Raw genomic sequence first — 18,094 nt, forward strand, 5'->3', positions numbered from 1 at the left:
ATATGACCTAAAAAGTTACTTTGTCAATGCAATTATGGAAAACAGCTACTCTTGAAGAATATAAACGAAAACAGCTCTGTTTTAGATAGTCAATATATTCTCCTGTTTCAGCGTCAATTACCAGCAGCGAATCAGGAAGATAAAAATAATCATATGTATAACAGGTATCCAAATCCTCATAATACGCCACGAGCCAAACAGGTTTGTACTCAAACGTCCCTAATTTTTCCCCCTCCACAAGCATATAATCAAGCTCCATAAAATTAAATGCCGCTGGTTTATCAATTCCTGGATATGCTGCATAAAATGCCTCATATTGTTCTGCGAATTTCGGTTCTATATCTTCAAAATCCATTAATGTTACTGCTTTTTCTCCTGCCTGCACCCCTGCAATATAAAGTTCCGCATTCATCACACCATTATCGTCAACACAAACAGTAAATAATTCAGATGTGCAGAACGGATATGGCGCAAACAACTCCGTTTCAGCTATATATGCCCCTCTATTGCCTGCAGCTCTGGTAAACTGAAAACAATAGCCATTAAAATCAATTGGTCTTGCACTTTCAAACGTACTATAACCAAGCGGTCCTTCTTCTAAAATCTCTACATCCGTAATTCCACATGCTTCCAAAAACAACAAGGCTTCATCACGCGCACAATCCATATCTTTTGCACATCTGTTTTCCACTGTATTCTCTAAGTCAACAATACATTCTGTTACATCTCCCAGATGATTTTCCAATGTGATCGTATCATCCGTCTTCATTCCGTAATATGTATATAAACCCGCAGTTCCCAGATAATTCTCCAGTGTAATTCCTGTAATACAATCATTTTCTTCTTTAAATGTCAAAAGGAATAAATTATCTCCGATATATCCAACATATTTCTGTCCCTCATAATTCTGTATCAATGCTCGTTTATCTGATGCACCTGCCTCACAGGCAATAATATTTTCTATTTCTTGATCGCAGGAAACTGCCTGTGATGTTTGTCCCTGATCCAAATAATATTCTCGAATTTTCTCCTGATATATATGTATGGTTTCCAGATCCTCTCTGCACAGATTCTTATAATCATTTTCCAAACGGTTCTCAAAAATTCCTTTCTCTTCCTCAAACACAGCTTCAACAATCTCCTGTTTTTGTTTTGCAGCATTCGGAATCTGCTTATATTCATATATTCTAAAATCAGAATCTGGTATATATTCAACACCCTCTACCGCAAGCTTAACTGTATTCTTATTTACTTTCCATTCTTCCATATAACTATCCGGAATATGCAAACTATTTGCCGCATCCCCTACATATGATATATTCTTCTCTTTTGCACTTTCACAAGCAGTTAATCCCCCAAAGCACAATAATATAGATATCATAAGCGTGACTTTCCCCAAATTATTTCTCACTTTGCTTCCTCCAATATTTGTCCATCTGCAAGACGTATCACACGATCCGCCCGACTTCCTATCTCTTGATCATGTGTTATCACAATCAATGTCTTTCCTCGTTTATTCAACATTTCTAACAACTCCATAATCGCGATTCCCATTTCATGATCTAATGCGCCTGTCGGTTCATCTGCAAGGATCAAATCTCCCCCTGCCACCATCAATCTTGCAATCGCACAACGCTGCTGTTCCCCACCTGAAATCCTGGTTACCTTTTTGTCTGCTAAATCCCTGATTCCTGTAAATTCTAACATTTCATTCACCAGTTTTTTTCTTTCCCTACCGGAATATCTGCCTGCCAGTAATGGCAGTTCTACATTTTCAAATACCGTATAAGATTTCATTAAAGCATAATTCTGAAATACAAATCCCACATGTTTACGACGAAATTCGTGAAGCTTATCTCCTTTCATCTCATGAACAGCAATATCATTATAATAGTATTCACCGCTTGTCAGATAATCCATAGTCCCAATAATATTTAATAATGTACTTTTCCCTGATCCGGATTGTCCCATGATCGATATGTATTCCCCATCCTGGACATCCAGTGATACATCCTTAAGCGCCGGAAGCTCCCGATGCTCATATATTTTTGTAACATTTCGAAGTTTTATCATCACTATTCTCCTTCTTTTCCTAACAAATCAATCGGTGAACACTTATAAATCATAAATACCGGGCAAATTGTTGATAATGCAACAAATAGTATGCTTATCTCTCCAAGGATAGGAACCACTCGCTTCCAGTATATACTTCTGTAAGAAAATACCATTAACTGATCAGGCTCTATTATATGAATAAACAACCACCATACAAGAAATAATGAACAGCCATAGGCTAGAAGAAACTTAAGAATATTCTCCCATAGGATCATCCAGGTTATATTTTTCATTGAAAATCCCGCCGTCAGCATAATTCCATACTCTCTTCGTCTCCGCAAAAAATCAAGTATCTGTATACATAAAAGTACAATACAAAATGTGAGTCCCACCAGAATTAACATCTGAATAATATTATAATTAATCTTCCGACTCATTTCTTCTCCATTTTCTATTGCTTTACCAATATCAATCACTTTTATATCTTTATATCCAGCCTTTGCCAGCTTTTGCATAAGACTTCTCTTTATCTTTACATAAGAGTGTCCTTGTTTTATAGAAAAATAGAAATCCGAATTATTACAAAATATCTCTCCCGGGCAGGCTAACACTTCATAATCCAACGGAATTGTTCCTGTAACATCTGAAAAATCCAGCATTTCCATTTGTGAAACCGGAAAACTTTGTCCCTTTTCTAATATCCCGGCAACTACATATGTATATGACTGATCCCCCACTTCGCCAATATATTTTGTTCCAACTTCTATCTTGTCCTTATATGCAGATCCCAGATATAAATACATGCCATCTTCCATCGGTTTTAATTCTTCGATTAGGATTCCTTCGTCTAATTTCATCTTCCATATATTCTGAATGGTTGCATCTATTTCAATATAATATAAGCCATCTTTTCCATCTTCATCATCGATTGCCTGAAAACTATGGCCTGTCTGAATATTTTTCAATTTCTCCAATGCCGGATCGGTATTTATATATCCTGTTTGCCACGCACAGGTTACAGCTTCCACTCCATCCACTGATTTTATTATATCCAGTGCCGGGTCAGACTGTAATTCACTATCCAGTTCATCCAAAAACGGATTTCACACAAGGTATCTATATTCCTGATTCCTGATTCTTGCAAAGAATGTCTGATATTGGTTGACATACTATAAACACTGATCAGCACAGCAATCAAAAGCAATAACACCATTGCCAACACAATATTACCACCCAGTTGTAAAACATGAGACATAACATTATCTGCTGCTAATCGTATTATATTTCGTTTTCTCATACTTAATCCCTAACCTCCTTTGCAGGCACCAGCTGTCTTAACAGCTTGCAGATTGGAAAAAGTAATACCAGCAACAAAATACCAATCATAAATATAAAATACCACAAAATATATGTATTCCAGACAAACGTCATCTTCTTTTCCATTGCAAGACAATAGAAAATCTGTAAACATCCTGCAACAATAATAGAAATTCCCATTAATATCCCGATTCGTACCAACTGCCACTCTATGATTCGTCTATCTGTTATTCCAACCGTTTTCATGATTGCAAAATCTCTTTTCTGTCGTGCATACCATACTCTTGCAATCATTATGCAATTTATAATACCCACTATGTACAGTAATATCAGAATAGCTGCTTTTAATTTATAAACGATATACACATCTGTCTGACTCTCATAATGATCCAGCAGCTGTGCATAATAATTATCTGATTGTCCAAATATCTCTATCAATTCATCAGCCTGCTCTGCAACCGGAACACTCTTATCCATAAGCTGGATTGTCATTCCCGGATAAGAAGATGAAGTATAGGTCATTCCATCGGCTATCCGGTTCAAAAATACATCTGATTCCGATGTCCAGTTTTCTAACGAGCCAAACGCAATAATCATTTTATCTGAATCATTTCCAAATGATTCCAGATACCCAGTCACCTGACAATCAATTCCATCTAATGACAAGCATTCCGTTCCATCTTTTGAAACTGTTACTGAATCCTTCCATCCATGTCCTACTACAAGATAAATGTTATCCGAATTCCATTCCTCCATTGTTGGATATCTGCCACTTTCAAGCAATCTGTTCCAGTTTCCATGATATGCCACTGCAATCTGCACTTCATCCGCATCTTCCTCACAACTGCCAATCGAAAACTCATCTCCTCTGATTACAGCATCACAACTAACATCGCTTATACACTCCAGAATTGCTTTTGTACTTCGAACCGCCATCTCCTGTATTTGTCGATATTCTTCTATATCATTCAATTTATATTCCGTTGCTCCTGTGGTAGAGTAGATATTAATATAAGCGTTATACTTTGAAATACCATCCTGACTTTCATATTTTTGAATCCAATTACTCATAATCTGATATCCATTCAAAATTGTACTCAAGGACAGACTCATACCTACTAAAAAAAGTATAAATGTCAGCTTATCTTTTGTAATTTTATACATATCATCTTCTCCTGTAATCTGTGTTTCATTCATATCACTATAAAACAAAAACAAGCAACTTGTCCTTATCTACCTCGCTGCTTGTCTCTATTTCTTCCGCAGGAACCGCAATCGCATCCGGCACTGCCCCATGAGAGATCTCAATGGCATCCCGGATATCGATCAACCGGTAACTGTCCTTATCTCGATTCTTTAATTCCGCTATTGTAATGCTCATATGCACGCTGCCTTTCTTCTTTGCACAAATCTTTTACCACTTCACCTGCAATGATCAGTCCTGCTACAGATGGTACAAACGCCACACTGCCCGGAATATCTCTCCGCTCTGTACATTTGTGCTGTGCTCCCGGAGGGCAGATGCAATTTGTCCTGCAGCTGATCGACATATCCTCAAGTGGTCTTACCGGCTGTTCTTCCGAATATACAACCTTTAACTTTTTCACGCCACGCTTCTTAAGTTCCCGACGCATAACCTTTGCAAGCGGACATACCTTTGTCTTATAAATATCTGCTACCTGAAACATACTGCCATCCAGCTTGTTTCCTGCGCCCATACTGCTGATGATCGGCACTCCTTTTTTCTGTGACTGGAGCACCAGCTCAATCTTAGCCGTAACCGTATCTACTGCATCTACAACATAATCATAGGAGTCAAATGGAAATTCATCTGCATTTCCCGGCAGGAAAAAGCATTTGTGCATTTCGACCTTAGCATCCGGATTTATGTCCAGAATCCGTTCTTTCATAACATCTGTTTTATATTTCCCCACAGACTTTCTGGTGGCAATAATCTGGCGGTTCAGATTTGTCAGGCATACCTTGTCATCGTCGATCAGATCAAAGGAACCGACACCGCTTCGTGCCAATGCTTCACATACATATCCGCCAACGCCTCCAACGCCGAATACCGCTACTTTTGAATTTGCCAATTTGTCCATTGCTTCTTTACCAAGCAATAATTCTGTCCGGGAAAACTGTGTTAACATGTCTATCTCTCCTAAATAACCTACTAAAATGCTAGGCAAAATTATAGGGCCTGAAAAGGTTCTTTGTCAATGATTTTCTGGCAAAAAGGACCGGTATTATACCACGTCATATAATACCGATCCTGCTTACATTAACTATTTTCTAATTATTTAATCTTCCACGTCTTTACGTATCCGACGGATTTCTTTTTCAGCTGTTTCTTTAAAGCTGTCTTTGCTTTCTTTGTGCCTTTCACAGTAATGGTTGCTTTCTTATTTATGCCCTTGAATGCACTCTTACGGATGGTTGTAAGATTTCCTGCTGTGACTGTGATCTTTTTCAGATTCTTGCAACCGGCGAATGCTTCATTGCCAATCTTCGTTATACCCCTTCCGATCGTGATATTTGTCAGATTTTTGTTACCCTTGAATGCTTGGCTCGCAACCGCTGTTACTTTATAGGTAACACCACCCACCTTTACAGTAGATGGTATGGTAAGTTTTTTCGCTTTCTTGTTTGTGATCTTCATAACAGCAACAGTTGGATTCTTCTTTGAAGATGAAGTTACCTTTACTTTAATCTTCTTAGAAGGAACTGTAAGAATTGTACCTTTCTTAGCAGGCTTTGGCATTAATTTAACTGGTATATTATTCTCCTTTGCATATTTATATGCTGCGGAATTTTTATTGCAAATAACTGTAGTATTTTGGTTAAAAACTGTCCACCAATATCCACTCTCATTCTCACCCTTTTTAAATACGTCAATTTCAATAACACTATCTGGTATAACAACCGATTTTAATTTCGGACAGCTAAAAAAAACTCCCTTACCGATACTTGTTACACTATCCGGTATCGTTATGCTGGTTAAATTGCTGCACATAGCAAATGTTTTACTGGAGATTCTTGTTATCCCCTCCGGCAATACTACTTTTTTTAATTTATCACATGAAAAAAAAGCATCGCATCCTATACTTCTTACATTTTCAGGTATGGTGATACTCGTTAGATCAGTAGTTGCAAATCCATAGCTTCCTATACACGTTAAGCTATTTGGTAACGTTATACTGGTCAGATTTAAGCAAAGATCAAATGCCCTGTCACCTATACTCGTTACTCCCTCCGGTATTGTTATGCTGGTTAAACTGCTACAATTCCAAAATGCCGAATCTCCTATACTTATTACCTCTGTCCCATTAATCTTATCCGGGATTACAACCTTTTTCTTATCACCTTTATACTTGGTAATAGTAATTCCATCCTTAGCTTCTTCATATGTAAAATCACCATATGTCTTTGACTCTTCCGCCTGTGCTGTCATACCGCCCCCGCCACACAGCAACACACATAAAATCAATCCCAAGCCCGCATAGATCAGGCTTCTTATCTTCCTTTGCATCATTTTCATTCATCTCTCCTTTTCTCTTACGCTCCTTGTTTTTATAAGTTACATTGCTTTTTCCCATTTTTAGAAACAGTGCCAGGTACAAATAAACACAATTTTATCTGTATCTGACACTTTTTGTTTGATGTCTCTAAAAAAGCATAAACATTATAAAAAAAAAATAACTGTCAATAGTTCACAAAATATTTCTTAATTATTTAAATTTCGACAAAAAAATCCAGATACAACATTTCTGCCATATCCGGACTTCTACTAAAATATACATGTTATCTGTTCTGCTTATGTCTTTATCCTATGATTGCCTTAATTTCCGCTTTGCTCATATCGGTTACATCCATGATCTGCTCTAAGGAATAGCCTTTCTTATGCATTTTCAGGATAATCTCCGATTTTCCTCGTGCTTCGCCTATTATTTCACCTTTGACTATGCCCGCGGCTTCGCCCTTTACATATCCCATTTCTTCTACGCCTTCACTCAGATTGCACATGATCTTCACCTCTTCCCTTATACTGTGTCTATCTACCGGTATGTCATACTCCTGTTTCATCAGCTTCAATTTCTGTTCTGCCGTCATTGTCTGTGACAATAGCGTTCCAAGCAAGCGATGCAGTTCATATTGTTCTTCCTTTGGCGGAATCTCCTTTGCCAGTCCGATCATTACGATATTTAAAATATCCAGATTGCCTTTCCAGTCCTGTTCCTCTACCAGATCATCTTTCACCATATGGATATGACTCAGACTGTTCTTCTCCATATTCATACAGATCCAGATCGAATATACCTGTTTGATCTCGTTATAGTCAGAACCGATAAATTCCCGCTCTTTCTGGGATGACACCAGCCTTGCCGTATAGAAGATTGCCCGATTTAAGATATGATACTTTGTCGGTTCATTTTTCTGTGCTTCCAGATTGATGATCATTTTCGCCAGTCCATCCCGCATCCGTACATAGAAGATAATATCAAAATATATCTTTCCTTCATCAATCTCAGAATTCTCAGTATTCAACCCGACAATCCGTTCACCGGTTCTGGCATCCACCATATCTTTGTTCGTTAGTCCGGGTTCAACCGAAATCTGGCTGATATACGGTTCACCTTCAATCAATGATGCAACCGTATCTGCATCCATACTTTTAAATTCTTCTACTACCCTGATCAGTATATGCGCCAATATGATTTTCTGTCCAAGCAGGCGCTTGGCACTGGCATCATACTGTGCTTTCTGATCAGTAGCCTTGGAGGAATATACAATTTCGTTATCCATGTCCCATCTCCTTTCCCGATAGAACAGAATATCATGCATATTTTAGCTTTGTATATTGCCTCCGTCTCTCCAAGTTTGATTGTAACGGATATCCGAACGGAAAACAAGTTTAACCATAAAAAATTCCGGATACAGCATTTCTGCCATATCCGGACTTCTACTAAAATATACACCTTATCTGTGCCGTCTGCGCTCTTATCTTAATCTATTTATAACACCATCATCAAAGTTCCCAGTCCGATCAGTACACAGCCAATGATCGACTTCATCGTGAATTCTTCGTGCAGGAATACAAATGCAAGAATCAATGTAATAACGACACTTAATTTATCGATTGGCACTACCTTGGATGCATTTCCCATCTGAAGTGCTTTATAATAACACAACCACGATGCTCCGGTTGCAAGTCCTGATAAAATCAGGAACAACCAGCTTTTCTTCCCGATCGCGCTGATTCCGGACTGTGTATGTGTCAGAAACACCATACCCCATGACATCACAAGCACAACTGCTGTTCGGATCGCTGTTGCAAGATTCGAATTTACTCCGTCAATACCTACCTTTGCAAGAATTGATGTCAATGCCGCAAATACAGACGACAACAATGCAAATACAAACCACATATAAATCCTTCTTTCTTCTTTTATTATCTTCTTTTTCATGCAACTGTGCAATCTATGAAATCTTAACTTTTTCTCTTAACTGCCTGTCGGTAAATGAAAAGTGCGGCAACTGCTGTTATCAGTTCTGCTACCCAGAACGCATTCCAGACACCGACAACACCAAAGATACGACTGAGTACAAATGCAGCCGGAATGATGACAACCACATAGCGAAGCAGGGAGATCATCAATGATGGCGTACCCTTGCCAAGTCCCTCTAATGCACCGGATGAAGTCACGGATACCGAAGAAACAATAAATCCGGCACAGATGATCCGAAGTGCCGTCACGCCCTCCGTGATCGTTACCTGATTATCCGAGAACATTCCGATCAATTTAGCCGGGAAGATCAGACAGATCACTGTTCCAAATACCATGATCAGACCAATGATCGTAAGTGTAATATTATAAATGCTGCGGACACGCTTATGCTCTCCCGCTCCGTAATTATAGCTAATTACCGGACGCATACCCTGGATCATGCCGTTTGCAGGAAGATATAAAAATGTCTGCAATTTATAATAGATTCCAAGGATCACAACATAGATCTGTGAATAGGTGCTTAATATCGCATTCAGTGCAGTCGTAAGCAGGGACGGAAGTGCCATATTAAGAATAGCCGGAATACCAATCGCATACAACTTCCCTGTCAGATAATCCTCCGTATGCAGATATCGTCTGCCGATCTTTACGGATATTGGACGGAACACATAGACAAACAGATAGATCAACAGGGTAAACACCTGTCCAAGTCCGGTTGCAAGTGCAGCACCCCGGATTCCCATTTTCGGAAATGGTCCGATACCGAAGATCAATAGGGGATCTAATACAATGTTCATCAGGCATCCACCGCCAAGTCCGACCATTGTAACAACCATTCTTCCAACTGCCTGATAGATCTTCTCAAATGACAGATCAATGGAAATAATAACAGAAAATGCAAATACGATCATCGAATACTGAATTCCCATCTGAACAACTGTCTCATTCGATGTGAACATCCGCAGAAATCCCGGCATGATCAGGATACAGACTACTGTCATGATCACACCATGAACAACAGAAAGAAGAGTACCCTTTGACGCTGCTGCATTTGCCTTGTCCGGTTCCTTTGCGCCGAGATAGAACGCGATCACCGCATTGATTCCCACGCCAAAACCGATGGCTACCGCATTTACAAAATTCTGGATCGGAAAAACAAGCGACAGAGCTGTCATTGCATCCTCGCTGATCTTCGCTACAAAAAAGCTGTCCACAATGTTATACAGAGAATTGACCAACATCGATAATATCATCGGAAGTGCCATTGACAAAAGCAGCGGCAGCACCGGTCGTTCTTTCATAAATTCTTCGTTCATACATTTCTCCCTCTCTACATAAAAACGCCACACAGTTATAAATGGTTTCACTTATAGCTGTGTGGCGAAAAGATGACTTATTTATTATCCGGAAAAATCCACTTCATTCGTTTTCGTTGGTATTCTACCATATTTTTTCAGAATGTCAATAACTGCTTAGCGAATATAGTATACTCTGTTATCCTTTCTTGGAATAACATCAGGATACGCTCCATCCGTAAATCCAAGTGCGCAATGTCCGACACCGATATAGTTGCCGGTAATTCCAAGGCCTTCAAGGATCTGCTTTCCTTCTTCGCTTTCGAATTCTTCTTTTGCACGATGAATCCAGCAGCTTCCGATTCCAAGATCATGTGCGGCAAGCATCAGATTTCCCATCGTCAGGCTTCCGTCATAGACAGCAGTCGGACAGGATGCATCTGCCAGTACGATCAATATAACAGGTGCTCCGTAAAACGGATCAAAGCCTTCCTCCCAGCCGCCGATCTTACGGTTCATCTCCATGATCTTATCCCGCATCTCTTTATTTGTTACCGCAATAATGATCGGAGACTGCAAGCCTCTGCCATTTGCAGCAAATGTTCCTGCTTCAATGATCTGATCCAGAACATCTGCCGGAACCATATCCGGTTTGAATTTCCGGATACTTCTTCTCGTCTTCATCTCATCCAAAACAACGCTCATCTCAAAATCCTCCTTATTACAACAAGCTCTTGCGGAGTTCCGCTCCGTCTTTTGCGCTCAAGTACGCCGGTGCTATATCGAACACGGTCTTACATCCGCTCTGTCCTTCTTTGTACAGGCGGTATGCTGCTCTTGCATAAGCCACGATGACACAGGATGTGAATTCCGGATTGGAATCCAGCTTCAGGCTGTATTCGATCACATGATTATTTTCCAGATTCCAGCCGGTCTTACCGGAACGGATCACAAATCCACCATGAGGAATTCCACTGTGGTTTGCCTTTAATTCTTCTTCACTGATAAAGTGAACCGTTGTATCATAATCGGCAAAATAGTTTGGCATGTTCTTGATCGTTTCTTCAACTTTTACAGGATCGGCACCGTCCTCTAATACAACAAAGCACTCTCTTGTGTGCTTCTGTCTGGTTGTAAGTTCGGGATTCTCACCATTTCTGACTGCTTCCAGTGCTGCTTCTACAGGGATCGTGTACTGCTTGCCATCCTTAACACCCTCTACACGACGGATTGCATCGGAATGTCCCTGGCTGACACCTTTTCCCCAGAATGTATAATCACGGCCTTCCGGTAAGATTGCATTTGCATACATACGGTTTAAAGAGAACATACCCGGATCCCAGCCTACTGAGATGATGCCGACATGACCATTCTTCTTTGCGGCAGCATCTACATTTGCAAAATGCTCCGGAATTCTTGCATGTGTATCGAAGCTGTCTACAACATTGAACATCTCTGCATACTTTGGTGTCTGCTCCGGCAGATCGGTAGCACTGCCGCCGCAGAGTATCATAACATCGATCTTATCCTTCCACTGCTCCACATCATTTACAGAACAAACGGCTGCTCCCTCTGTCAATATCGATACTGTCTCAGGTGCACGTCTGGTAAATACCGCTGCAAGCTCCATATCCGGATTCTGCTTGATTGCACACTCAACACCTCGTCCAAGATTTCCATATCCTAAAATACCTATTTTCATGTTTCATACTCCTTTACAAAAATTACTCTTCTTTCAGTTTAATGATTCAAAAAGAGCCTGTCAACTTTTTCATTGACAGACTCCCATTTCTTTTTCTCAACAATATAATTCTACTTTAAACAGTCTTCCTCCGTGATCTCGCGAATGACTCTGCATGGATTTCCGGCAGCCAGTACTCCCGATGGGATATCTCTCGTAACCACGCTTCCCGCTCCGATCACAGAACCGCTGCCAATCGTTACACCGCCACATACTGTTACATTTCCTGCCAGCCAACAGTTATCTCCGATCGTGATCGGCTTCGCATACTCCCGGTCTGTATACGCGCCGTCTTCCCTCTTATAAATGTTACGCTCCTGAAAACGAAACGGATGCATCGGTGTCAGCAGAGAAACATTCGGTCCCATAAATACATTGCAGCCGATCTTAACAGGTGCACAGTCCAGACAGGTAAAATTAAAATTCGCATAACTGTTCTCGCCTATCTCGGTAAAGCAGCCGTAATCGAACTGAACCGGTCCCTGAAGATATACATTCTTACCCTTATTCGGAATCAGCTCTGCCAGAATCTTCTCGCGTTTCTCATCCGTCTCAAAGCAGTCATTATACTCCTTACTCAACCGATGCGCATTCTGTCTTAATTGTATTAATTCATCATCAGATGGATCATAAACGAATCCTGCTATCATTTTTTCTCTTTCTGTCATCTTAATATGCCTCCGTATAAAAGCACTGGAAACTTCTTATTCGATCTCAGCCCGTACCTCTTTTGTAATCGTTTCCCCGCCATTCTGATACCAATTCTCGACAAAACGATCAAATTCATCGAGTGAGCTCTCGCCGGTTACAATCTTTAGATAGGTGTCACTTTCCAGATTCTCAAGGCTCCACCAGTCTGTGACCATCGTTTCCGTTTCTCCAAAATATAACGACTCTACTTTGTTTGTCCTTCCATCGTTTAAGATCTTACAGGCTGTGATACGGGAAGCGTACGCCGCCCAATCTTCCGCACTGGCATTCTCCGCATCCTTCAGATAGGATTCGCATGCCTCATAATAGGAATATTCCAGTACGTTCAGATCATCTGCGGATTTGTCCCCCGCAAATACATGATTCAATTCTCCATAGCAGATCTGCAAAGCATTGTTGTAATCTACATTAATCGCAAACGGTCTGGCGGTAGGGTCTACATTTTCTTTATAATAATCGACAATCTCCTGATTGTCTCTGTCATTATACCGCAAATAGTCAAATAATACACTAACAATCTTACATGCAATCTCCGGATATTCATAACCCTTACGCACTACAATATACTTACTGGAAGGATTCTGTGTATGATAACTGGTAAGTCCGGATTCCTCTGTTGCGATCAGATAAGGCTGCCACTCGGCATCTTTATTCTGTTCCACTGCCTGCATCAGTGGATTATTCGGCGCCCACCAAGGGCCAAAGAAAGAACCGCATTGACCATCCACGATCAGCTCGATCAGGTTACTGCTCGTCCGCATCAGAAAATCCTGATCCAGAATTCCCTCTTTATACAACTCATGGATATGGGCAAGTGCCTCTTTCGCCTCCGGCTGAACCGAACCATAGACAACATTGCCGTCCTCATCATAAATCCACTGTTTCGGAAATGCACCATATGCAGCAAATATAATATCTAATGTGTATTCGCTGCTATAACCACAACCGCCGCAGAGACTGGTATCACATACAAGCCCTACGGTATTTCCTGCCCCATTATGTCCGGGGTCTTTTTCTTTAAATTGTCTTATGATCTCTTCTACATCCGAGAGTGTTCTCGGTGCGGACAGCCCAAGTGCATCCATCCAATCCTTACGAAGCCAGATCAGATTCGGTCCGTCTGAGATATTCGTTTCCGGTATCGCCATGATCTTCCCGCCAAAGGTTACAACATCAAGGATATCCCGACCATAGCTTCCATATATATTCTTGATCGTATCGCTCATACAGTTATTATAGCTGTCTGTCAGATCTGCGATCATATCATTATCCACCAGATACTGAAGCTCATCCAGATCCTCCACGATCATCACATCCGGAAGATCATTCTGTGCGATCACCATGGTCACACTATCGGTATATTGCTCATCCATAGCCTCAAACACATCCTGGTTTTGAACATTTAGCCTTTCATTCAACAGCCTTGTATAAGCATTATTTTCATACGTCTCGCCATCCGGGAGATTGGAATTATTTGCTCCGGACAGCTTACCCAATGTGTAGGTAAGCTGTTCCGGATATTTTCCGTAAGGTGTCGTGCGGGCTGTATATAACGCAGCTTCATATTCTTCTTTTGTCTCTGCATTCTCCCGGGTGGAGGGGGTAGCCCCGGAATCACCGCATCCACATAAGATCAATAAATTTATAATCAGCACACATGAAATAATCTTTTTTAAATACGAACCTGTAATCATATACATTCCTCTGTTTCAACCAAACTATAAGCAAATAATCATATGATCCCTTAACCTTTTACACCACCGGAGAAGCTCTCACGATAACACTTCTGCATAAACATGAACAGAATGATGATCGGAATTGAGATCAGCACCGCACCGGCTGCAAAGGAATTGAACCACGGATACACATATTCTTTCTCTAACATATTCCAAAGTCCGATAGATACGGTATAGTAATCCTTATTTGCACGGCAGATAACCTTTGCAAATACGAAATCAATCCAAGGAGCAAGAAAGGAATTCAGAACCGTATATACAATGATCGGACGGCTTAACGGAATAATGATCTTAGTAAACGACTGCCATCTGGTTGCTCCGTCCAGATAAGCTGCTTCCTCGATCGACTTCGGAATCGTATCAAAGAAGCCTTTTGCAATATAGAACTGTAAGCCTGCACCACCGGAATAAACCAGGATAAGTGCAACACGGATCAAGGATCCTTCTGACAGTCCGATCGCCTTTAAGATATAATAAACTGCGATCATAGCCATGAATCCCGGGAACATACCAAGGATCAATGCTACATTCATAAATGGGCGTCTCAGTCGGAAACGCATTCTCGACATACAGTATGACATCGCCAATACAAATACTGTAGATATTATACAGGAGAAGATCGCAATAATCAAAGTATTCATGAACATCTTCGGAAAATTCAGGATACCGGTATCTGTAAATAACTTTGTGTAATTGCCAAGAGTATACGCCTTTGGCAGCAATGTAGAAACATACTGTCCTTTTTCTCCACGGAAGCTGATCAGAACGATCCACAGAATCGGGATCACCCAGATCACGGAAAGAATTACCAGTATAATATGAACAACGATATCCGATGGTGTAAGCTTCTGTTTTCCATTTATTTTCTTACCTGTTTTAGTCATTACTGGAATCCCTCCTCGTCTTTATAAGATGTTGTATTATGATAGGTGATCAGAGATACGATCGCAAGAACGATAAATGTCATGATACCGATAACCGCACCCAGATTATAATACTGATTATCAACTGTCAGCTTGTAGAGCCAGGTAACCAGAAGATCGGTCTTTCCTGCTGTCTTTCCAACCGGAATCGGTGCTCCGTTTGACAGAAGATAGATTACATTAAAGTTATTAATATTACCTGCAAAGGTCGTGATCAGATACGGAGCTGTTACAAATAACATATATGGAAGTGTGATCTTAAAGAAGATCTTCACCGGTCCGGCTCCATCTACTTTTGCGGCCTCATAGATATCTTCCGGTATACTTTGTAAGATACCGGTCACCTGCATAATGGTAAACGGAATACCGATCCAGATATTGATCACGATAACCATGATACGGGCAATGGTTGCGTTGCTCCAGAACGGAATTGCATTGTCGATGATATGATGATTCAGTAATAAGGTATTTACGATACCATTCTGACTGAAGATCGTACGCATCAAAAGCAGGGATACAAACTGTGGAACGGCTGCGGATAACATGAAGATCGACCTCCACACACCCTTACATCTTGTTCCCTTTCGATTGATGACCATTGCAAGGATCATACCGAAGATATAGTTGGTAAATGTCGCAGCAACCGCCCATACCAGTGTCCATCCAAGAACAGACCAGAATGTACTACCGACTGCGTCATTAAAATTCAAAATCTTAGCAAAGTTTTTCAGTCCTACCCAGTTAAACAATACCGTATGTGAATCCAGCTTACTGTAATTTGTAAATGCCATACAGATCATGAATACGAGCGGCAGGATCGTAAAGACAACAATCCCGAGTACCGGAAGTGGAAGCAGAAACATATGAAGATTTTTATCAAATAAACTCTTAATATCATCTGTGAATCCCGGAACTTTCTTCCCTGCATCATGCAGGCACTGTGCACGATATGCGCTCTCGACACTGACTACCCAGAGGCATACAAATGCAAATATGATAAATACCGTGGCTACTCCATATAATAACATCAAAAGAGAATTGTCACCCTGTGTATATTCAAATATGCCTTTTGCATCATTCCACACCTTCTCCTGTTCTGCTCCTCCCAGATGGAAGAAATCGGTCAGAAGAGATGCACCGTTTTTTATCATGAAATAAATAAATATGCTTTCAAGTACCAGAAATGATACACCTTTTACAAACTGTTTTCTGACAATGTTTCCGAATCCCATGATCAGGAACGATAATCTGGTGATCCAGTCACCATTTCTCATGGCCTTGAAAACAGTATATGGATAATCACTTCGTCTTATTTTTTTCTTTTTGCTTACTGTCGCTTCAGCCATCCTGACACCTCCGTCTCAAAGTAAATGTTGCGTTTTTACGTCTCTTTCATAAAATAAAGTGTTCCACCACCCCTGTGGAAATGGAACACTCTATCTTATGATCTGTTTATTTTTACTCTGCTACATCTGTGTTCAATGATGTATTGAATGCTTCTGTCTGCTCAGCAGCATTATCATGTGTAACTTCACCGTTTAAGAGTGCCTTACCAAAATTCTCTGCCGGTGTCCAGAAGTTACTCATCTTAGGTACAAATGGCTGGATCATAGATGTCTTGTTGAAGGTATCGTTCTGAGCTGTTACTAATGCATCATTCTTTACCGTATCACTCTCTAAAAGATTTGTGTTACAAGGAACAATGCTTCTTGCTTCATAATGTGACTGCTGTGATTCTTCGTTACCAAGGTACAGGGCAAGTGCTACTGCTACCTGTGGATATTCACAGTTTGGATTTACACCGATTGCCTTTGAACCGGCAAATGAAAGTAACTGCTTGTCAGATCCGCCGATCTTGGCTGTAGGCATAGCTGCGATTCCAAGATCATCACCAAGTGCATCATGTAATGCCTTATAATCCCATGAACCGGAAAACATAGCTGCGATAGATCCATCTGTCATACCGGAAATACCGACACCGGATTCATCATTTACAAAATTCTTATTTGCTACAAGATCTACAAGGTAATCTGTAACAGCCTTTCCATTATCTCCGCCAAAGTTGATTCCTGCGTCATTATCTGTACCATCACCGAATAATGTACATCCGTTTGCAAGATAAAATGCTGCATCATACCAGCTGTTTGTAAGAGGAAAAGCAACTTTTCCTTTTTCAAGCATTGTATCAAGGCTCTTTACATCGCTGTCTGAATATACTTTCTTGTTATAGTATAAAAACCATGTATTTGTTGTAAACGGAACACCATAGATTCCGCCATCTACTGTGATAGAATCCACAACTGCCTGTGAGTTTGTTGACTTTACATAGTCTGCTGTGCTTCCGCCTAACTCCGAGATTGCATTTGCATCGATCAGTGTCTGTAACTGGTCGTTTGCGAACATATATACATCTGCTGATGCGGATACATCCTGTGTTACGGTCTTTCCTGCATCTGCCTCGCTGCATGTACCATATTCAAATGAAAGATCCCAATTTGGATGTTCCTTATTAAATGCTTCACATCTTCCCTGAAGCCATTCACCATAATCCGGTGACTGATCCTCAGCAGGTCCCCATACTGTAATTGTTGCTTTAATGTTTTCTTCTTCTGCAGATGCATCAGTACTCTCTCCTGATGTTGCCTCTGCATTTGATGCTGTTGTGGAATCCTTAGATGTATCATCCTTCTTATCTCCACATCCTGCGAGTAATGACATGCACATAGCTCCTGCCAGTGCAATCGCTGCATACTTTCTAAACTTCATAACCGTTCCTCCTTTAAATAAATCATGTTTTTTTGTTTTTTAA

At 40.5% G+C, this 18,094-nt stretch carries 18 protein-coding genes; all 18 read right to left on the bottom strand.

The annotated features are described in order from the left end of the window. Positions 1 to 7 precede the first annotated feature (7 nt). The 18 genes from DWY07_RS02840 to DWY07_RS02925 all read right to left on the bottom strand — a co-directional run bounded on the left by DWY07_RS02840 (position 8) and on the right by DWY07_RS02925 (position 18,051). Positions 8 to 1,411 (bottom strand): hypothetical protein, encoded by a 1,404-nt coding sequence (locus DWY07_RS02840; RefSeq protein WP_117822151.1) that lies wholly within the window; start codon positions 1,409 to 1,411, stop codon positions 8 to 10. After that, positions 1,408 to 2,073 (bottom strand): ABC transporter ATP-binding protein, encoded by a 666-nt coding sequence (locus DWY07_RS02845; protein WP_173783785.1) that lies wholly within the window; start codon positions 2,071 to 2,073, stop codon positions 1,408 to 1,410. The genes DWY07_RS02840 and DWY07_RS02845 overlap by 4 nt, the downstream gene beginning before the upstream one ends. 2 nt (positions 2,074 to 2,075) lie before the next feature. Continuing rightward, positions 2,076 to 3,149 (bottom strand): ABC transporter permease, encoded by a 1,074-nt coding sequence (locus DWY07_RS02850; protein WP_147340234.1) that lies wholly within the window; start codon positions 3,147 to 3,149, stop codon positions 2,076 to 2,078. After that, positions 3,101 to 3,352, bottom strand: coding sequence for a hypothetical protein (locus tag DWY07_RS13155; protein WP_117822153.1), 252 nt, complete (start codon positions 3,350 to 3,352; stop codon positions 3,101 to 3,103). The genes DWY07_RS02850 and DWY07_RS13155 overlap by 49 nt, the downstream gene beginning before the upstream one ends. A gap of 2 nt (positions 3,353 to 3,354) precedes the next feature. Next, positions 3,355 to 4,536 (bottom strand): ABC transporter permease, encoded by a 1,182-nt coding sequence (locus tag DWY07_RS02860; RefSeq protein ID WP_117822154.1) that lies wholly within the window; start codon positions 4,534 to 4,536, stop codon positions 3,355 to 3,357. 37 nt (positions 4,537 to 4,573) lie between these two features. Further along, positions 4,574 to 4,753, bottom strand: coding sequence for a hypothetical protein (locus tag DWY07_RS02865; protein ID WP_181983870.1), 180 nt, complete (start codon positions 4,751 to 4,753; stop codon positions 4,574 to 4,576). After that, positions 4,716 to 5,522, bottom strand: a complete 807-nt coding sequence (locus DWY07_RS02870; RefSeq protein WP_117822155.1) for a tRNA threonylcarbamoyladenosine dehydratase — start codon at positions 5,520 to 5,522, stop codon at positions 4,716 to 4,718. The genes DWY07_RS02865 and DWY07_RS02870 overlap by 38 nt, the downstream gene beginning before the upstream one ends. A gap of 146 nt (positions 5,523 to 5,668) precedes the next feature. Then, the gene (locus DWY07_RS02875; protein WP_242997293.1) at positions 5,669 to 6,910 is read right to left on the bottom strand and encodes a leucine-rich repeat domain-containing protein; all 1,242 of its coding nucleotides are present in this window, start codon (positions 6,908 to 6,910) and stop codon (positions 5,669 to 5,671) included. Positions 6,911 to 7,194: 284 nt separating this feature from the next. After that, positions 7,195 to 8,175 carry a PD-(D/E)XK nuclease family transposase gene (locus tag DWY07_RS02880; protein ID WP_117822156.1) on the bottom strand — a complete coding sequence of 327 codons (981 nt, stop codon included), beginning with the start codon at positions 8,173 to 8,175 and terminating at the stop codon, positions 7,195 to 7,197. Positions 8,176 to 8,384: 209 nt separating this feature from the next. Beyond that, on the bottom strand, positions 8,385 to 8,798 hold the full coding sequence (locus DWY07_RS02885; protein ID WP_117822326.1) for an EamA family transporter: 414 nt from the start codon (positions 8,796 to 8,798) through the stop codon (positions 8,385 to 8,387). A 62-nt stretch (positions 8,799 to 8,860) separates the two neighbouring features. Beyond that, a complete protein-coding gene (locus DWY07_RS02890; protein ID WP_117822157.1) occupies positions 8,861 to 10,195 on the bottom strand; it encodes an MATE family efflux transporter in 1,335 nt (444 codons plus the stop codon). Positions 10,196 to 10,351: 156 nt separating this feature from the next. Then, complete coding sequence (locus DWY07_RS02895; protein WP_117822158.1) at positions 10,352 to 10,879, bottom strand: nitroreductase; 528 nt, start codon at positions 10,877 to 10,879, stop codon at positions 10,352 to 10,354. Between the two features lie 16 nt (positions 10,880 to 10,895). Then, complete coding sequence (locus DWY07_RS02900) at positions 10,896 to 11,876, bottom strand: diaminopimelate dehydrogenase (RefSeq protein ID WP_117807141.1); 981 nt, start codon at positions 11,874 to 11,876, stop codon at positions 10,896 to 10,898. 110 nt (positions 11,877 to 11,986) lie between these two features. Beyond that, entirely contained in the window at positions 11,987 to 12,583 is a 597-nt protein-coding gene (locus tag DWY07_RS02905; protein WP_117822159.1) for a sugar O-acetyltransferase, read from the bottom strand. A 36-nt stretch (positions 12,584 to 12,619) separates the two neighbouring features. After that, positions 12,620 to 14,320 (bottom strand): extracellular solute-binding protein, encoded by a 1,701-nt coding sequence (locus DWY07_RS02910; protein ID WP_242997294.1) that lies wholly within the window; start codon positions 14,318 to 14,320, stop codon positions 12,620 to 12,622. 50 nt (positions 14,321 to 14,370) lie between these two features. Then, positions 14,371 to 15,246, bottom strand: a complete 876-nt coding sequence (locus tag DWY07_RS02915; RefSeq protein WP_008399798.1) for a sugar ABC transporter permease — start codon at positions 15,244 to 15,246, stop codon at positions 14,371 to 14,373. Then, positions 15,246 to 16,631, bottom strand: coding sequence for a sugar ABC transporter permease (locus DWY07_RS02920; protein ID WP_117807138.1), 1,386 nt, complete (start codon positions 16,629 to 16,631; stop codon positions 15,246 to 15,248). The genes DWY07_RS02915 and DWY07_RS02920 overlap by 1 nt, the downstream gene beginning before the upstream one ends. Positions 16,632 to 16,743: 112 nt before the next feature. Next, a complete protein-coding gene (locus tag DWY07_RS02925) occupies positions 16,744 to 18,051 on the bottom strand; it encodes an extracellular solute-binding protein (RefSeq protein WP_117822160.1) in 1,308 nt (435 codons plus the stop codon). Between the last annotated feature and the right edge of the window lie 43 nt (positions 18,052 to 18,094).

This window comes from Clostridium sp. AF23-6LB (assembly GCF_003461085.1).
Taxonomy (GTDB): Bacteria; Bacillota; Clostridia; order Lachnospirales; family Lachnospiraceae; genus Coprococcus; species Coprococcus ammoniilyticus.

What these genes read in the sequence shown, in the direction of transcription:
- DWY07_RS02845 (WP_173783785.1), bottom strand. Translation starts at nt 2,073, where the DNA reads ATGATAAAACTTCGAAATGTTACAAAAATATATGAGCATCGGGAGCTT.
- DWY07_RS13155 (WP_117822153.1), bottom strand. Translation starts at nt 3,352, where the DNA reads ATGAGAAAACGAAATATAATACGATTAGCAGCAGATAATGTTATGTCT.
- DWY07_RS02860 (WP_117822154.1), bottom strand. Translation starts at nt 4,536, where the DNA reads ATGTATAAAATTACAAAAGATAAGCTGACATTTATACTTTTTTTAGTA.
- DWY07_RS02865 (WP_181983870.1), bottom strand. Translation starts at nt 4,753, where the DNA reads ATGAGCATTACAATAGCGGAATTAAAGAATCGAGATAAGGACAGTTAC.
- DWY07_RS02870 (WP_117822155.1), bottom strand. Translation starts at nt 5,522, where the DNA reads ATGTTAACACAGTTTTCCCGGACAGAATTATTGCTTGGTAAAGAAGCA.
- DWY07_RS02875 (WP_242997293.1), bottom strand. Translation starts at nt 6,910, where the DNA reads ATGAAAATGATGCAAAGGAAGATAAGAAGCCTGATCTATGCGGGCTTG.
- DWY07_RS02880 (WP_117822156.1), bottom strand. Translation starts at nt 8,175, where the DNA reads ATGGATAACGAAATTGTATATTCCTCCAAGGCTACTGATCAGAAAGCA.
- DWY07_RS02885 (WP_117822326.1), bottom strand. Translation starts at nt 8,798, where the DNA reads ATGTGGTTTGTATTTGCATTGTTGTCGTCTGTATTTGCGGCATTGACA.
- DWY07_RS02890 (WP_117822157.1), bottom strand. Translation starts at nt 10,195, where the DNA reads ATGAACGAAGAATTTATGAAAGAACGACCGGTGCTGCCGCTGCTTTTG.
- DWY07_RS02895 (WP_117822158.1), bottom strand. Translation starts at nt 10,879, where the DNA reads ATGAGCGTTGTTTTGGATGAGATGAAGACGAGAAGAAGTATCCGGAAA.
- DWY07_RS02900 (WP_117807141.1), bottom strand. Translation starts at nt 11,876, where the DNA reads ATGAAAATAGGTATTTTAGGATATGGAAATCTTGGACGAGGTGTTGAG.
- DWY07_RS02905 (WP_117822159.1), bottom strand. Translation starts at nt 12,583, where the DNA reads ATGACAGAAAGAGAAAAAATGATAGCAGGATTCGTTTATGATCCATCT.
- DWY07_RS02910 (WP_242997294.1), bottom strand. Translation starts at nt 14,320, where the DNA reads ATGATTACAGGTTCGTATTTAAAAAAGATTATTTCATGTGTGCTGATT.
- DWY07_RS02915 (WP_008399798.1), bottom strand. Translation starts at nt 15,246, where the DNA reads ATGACTAAAACAGGTAAGAAAATAAATGGAAAACAGAAGCTTACACCA.
- DWY07_RS02920 (WP_117807138.1), bottom strand. Translation starts at nt 16,631, where the DNA reads ATGGCTGAAGCGACAGTAAGCAAAAAGAAAAAAATAAGACGAAGTGAT.
- DWY07_RS02925 (WP_117822160.1), bottom strand. Translation starts at nt 18,051, where the DNA reads ATGAAGTTTAGAAAGTATGCAGCGATTGCACTGGCAGGAGCTATGTGC.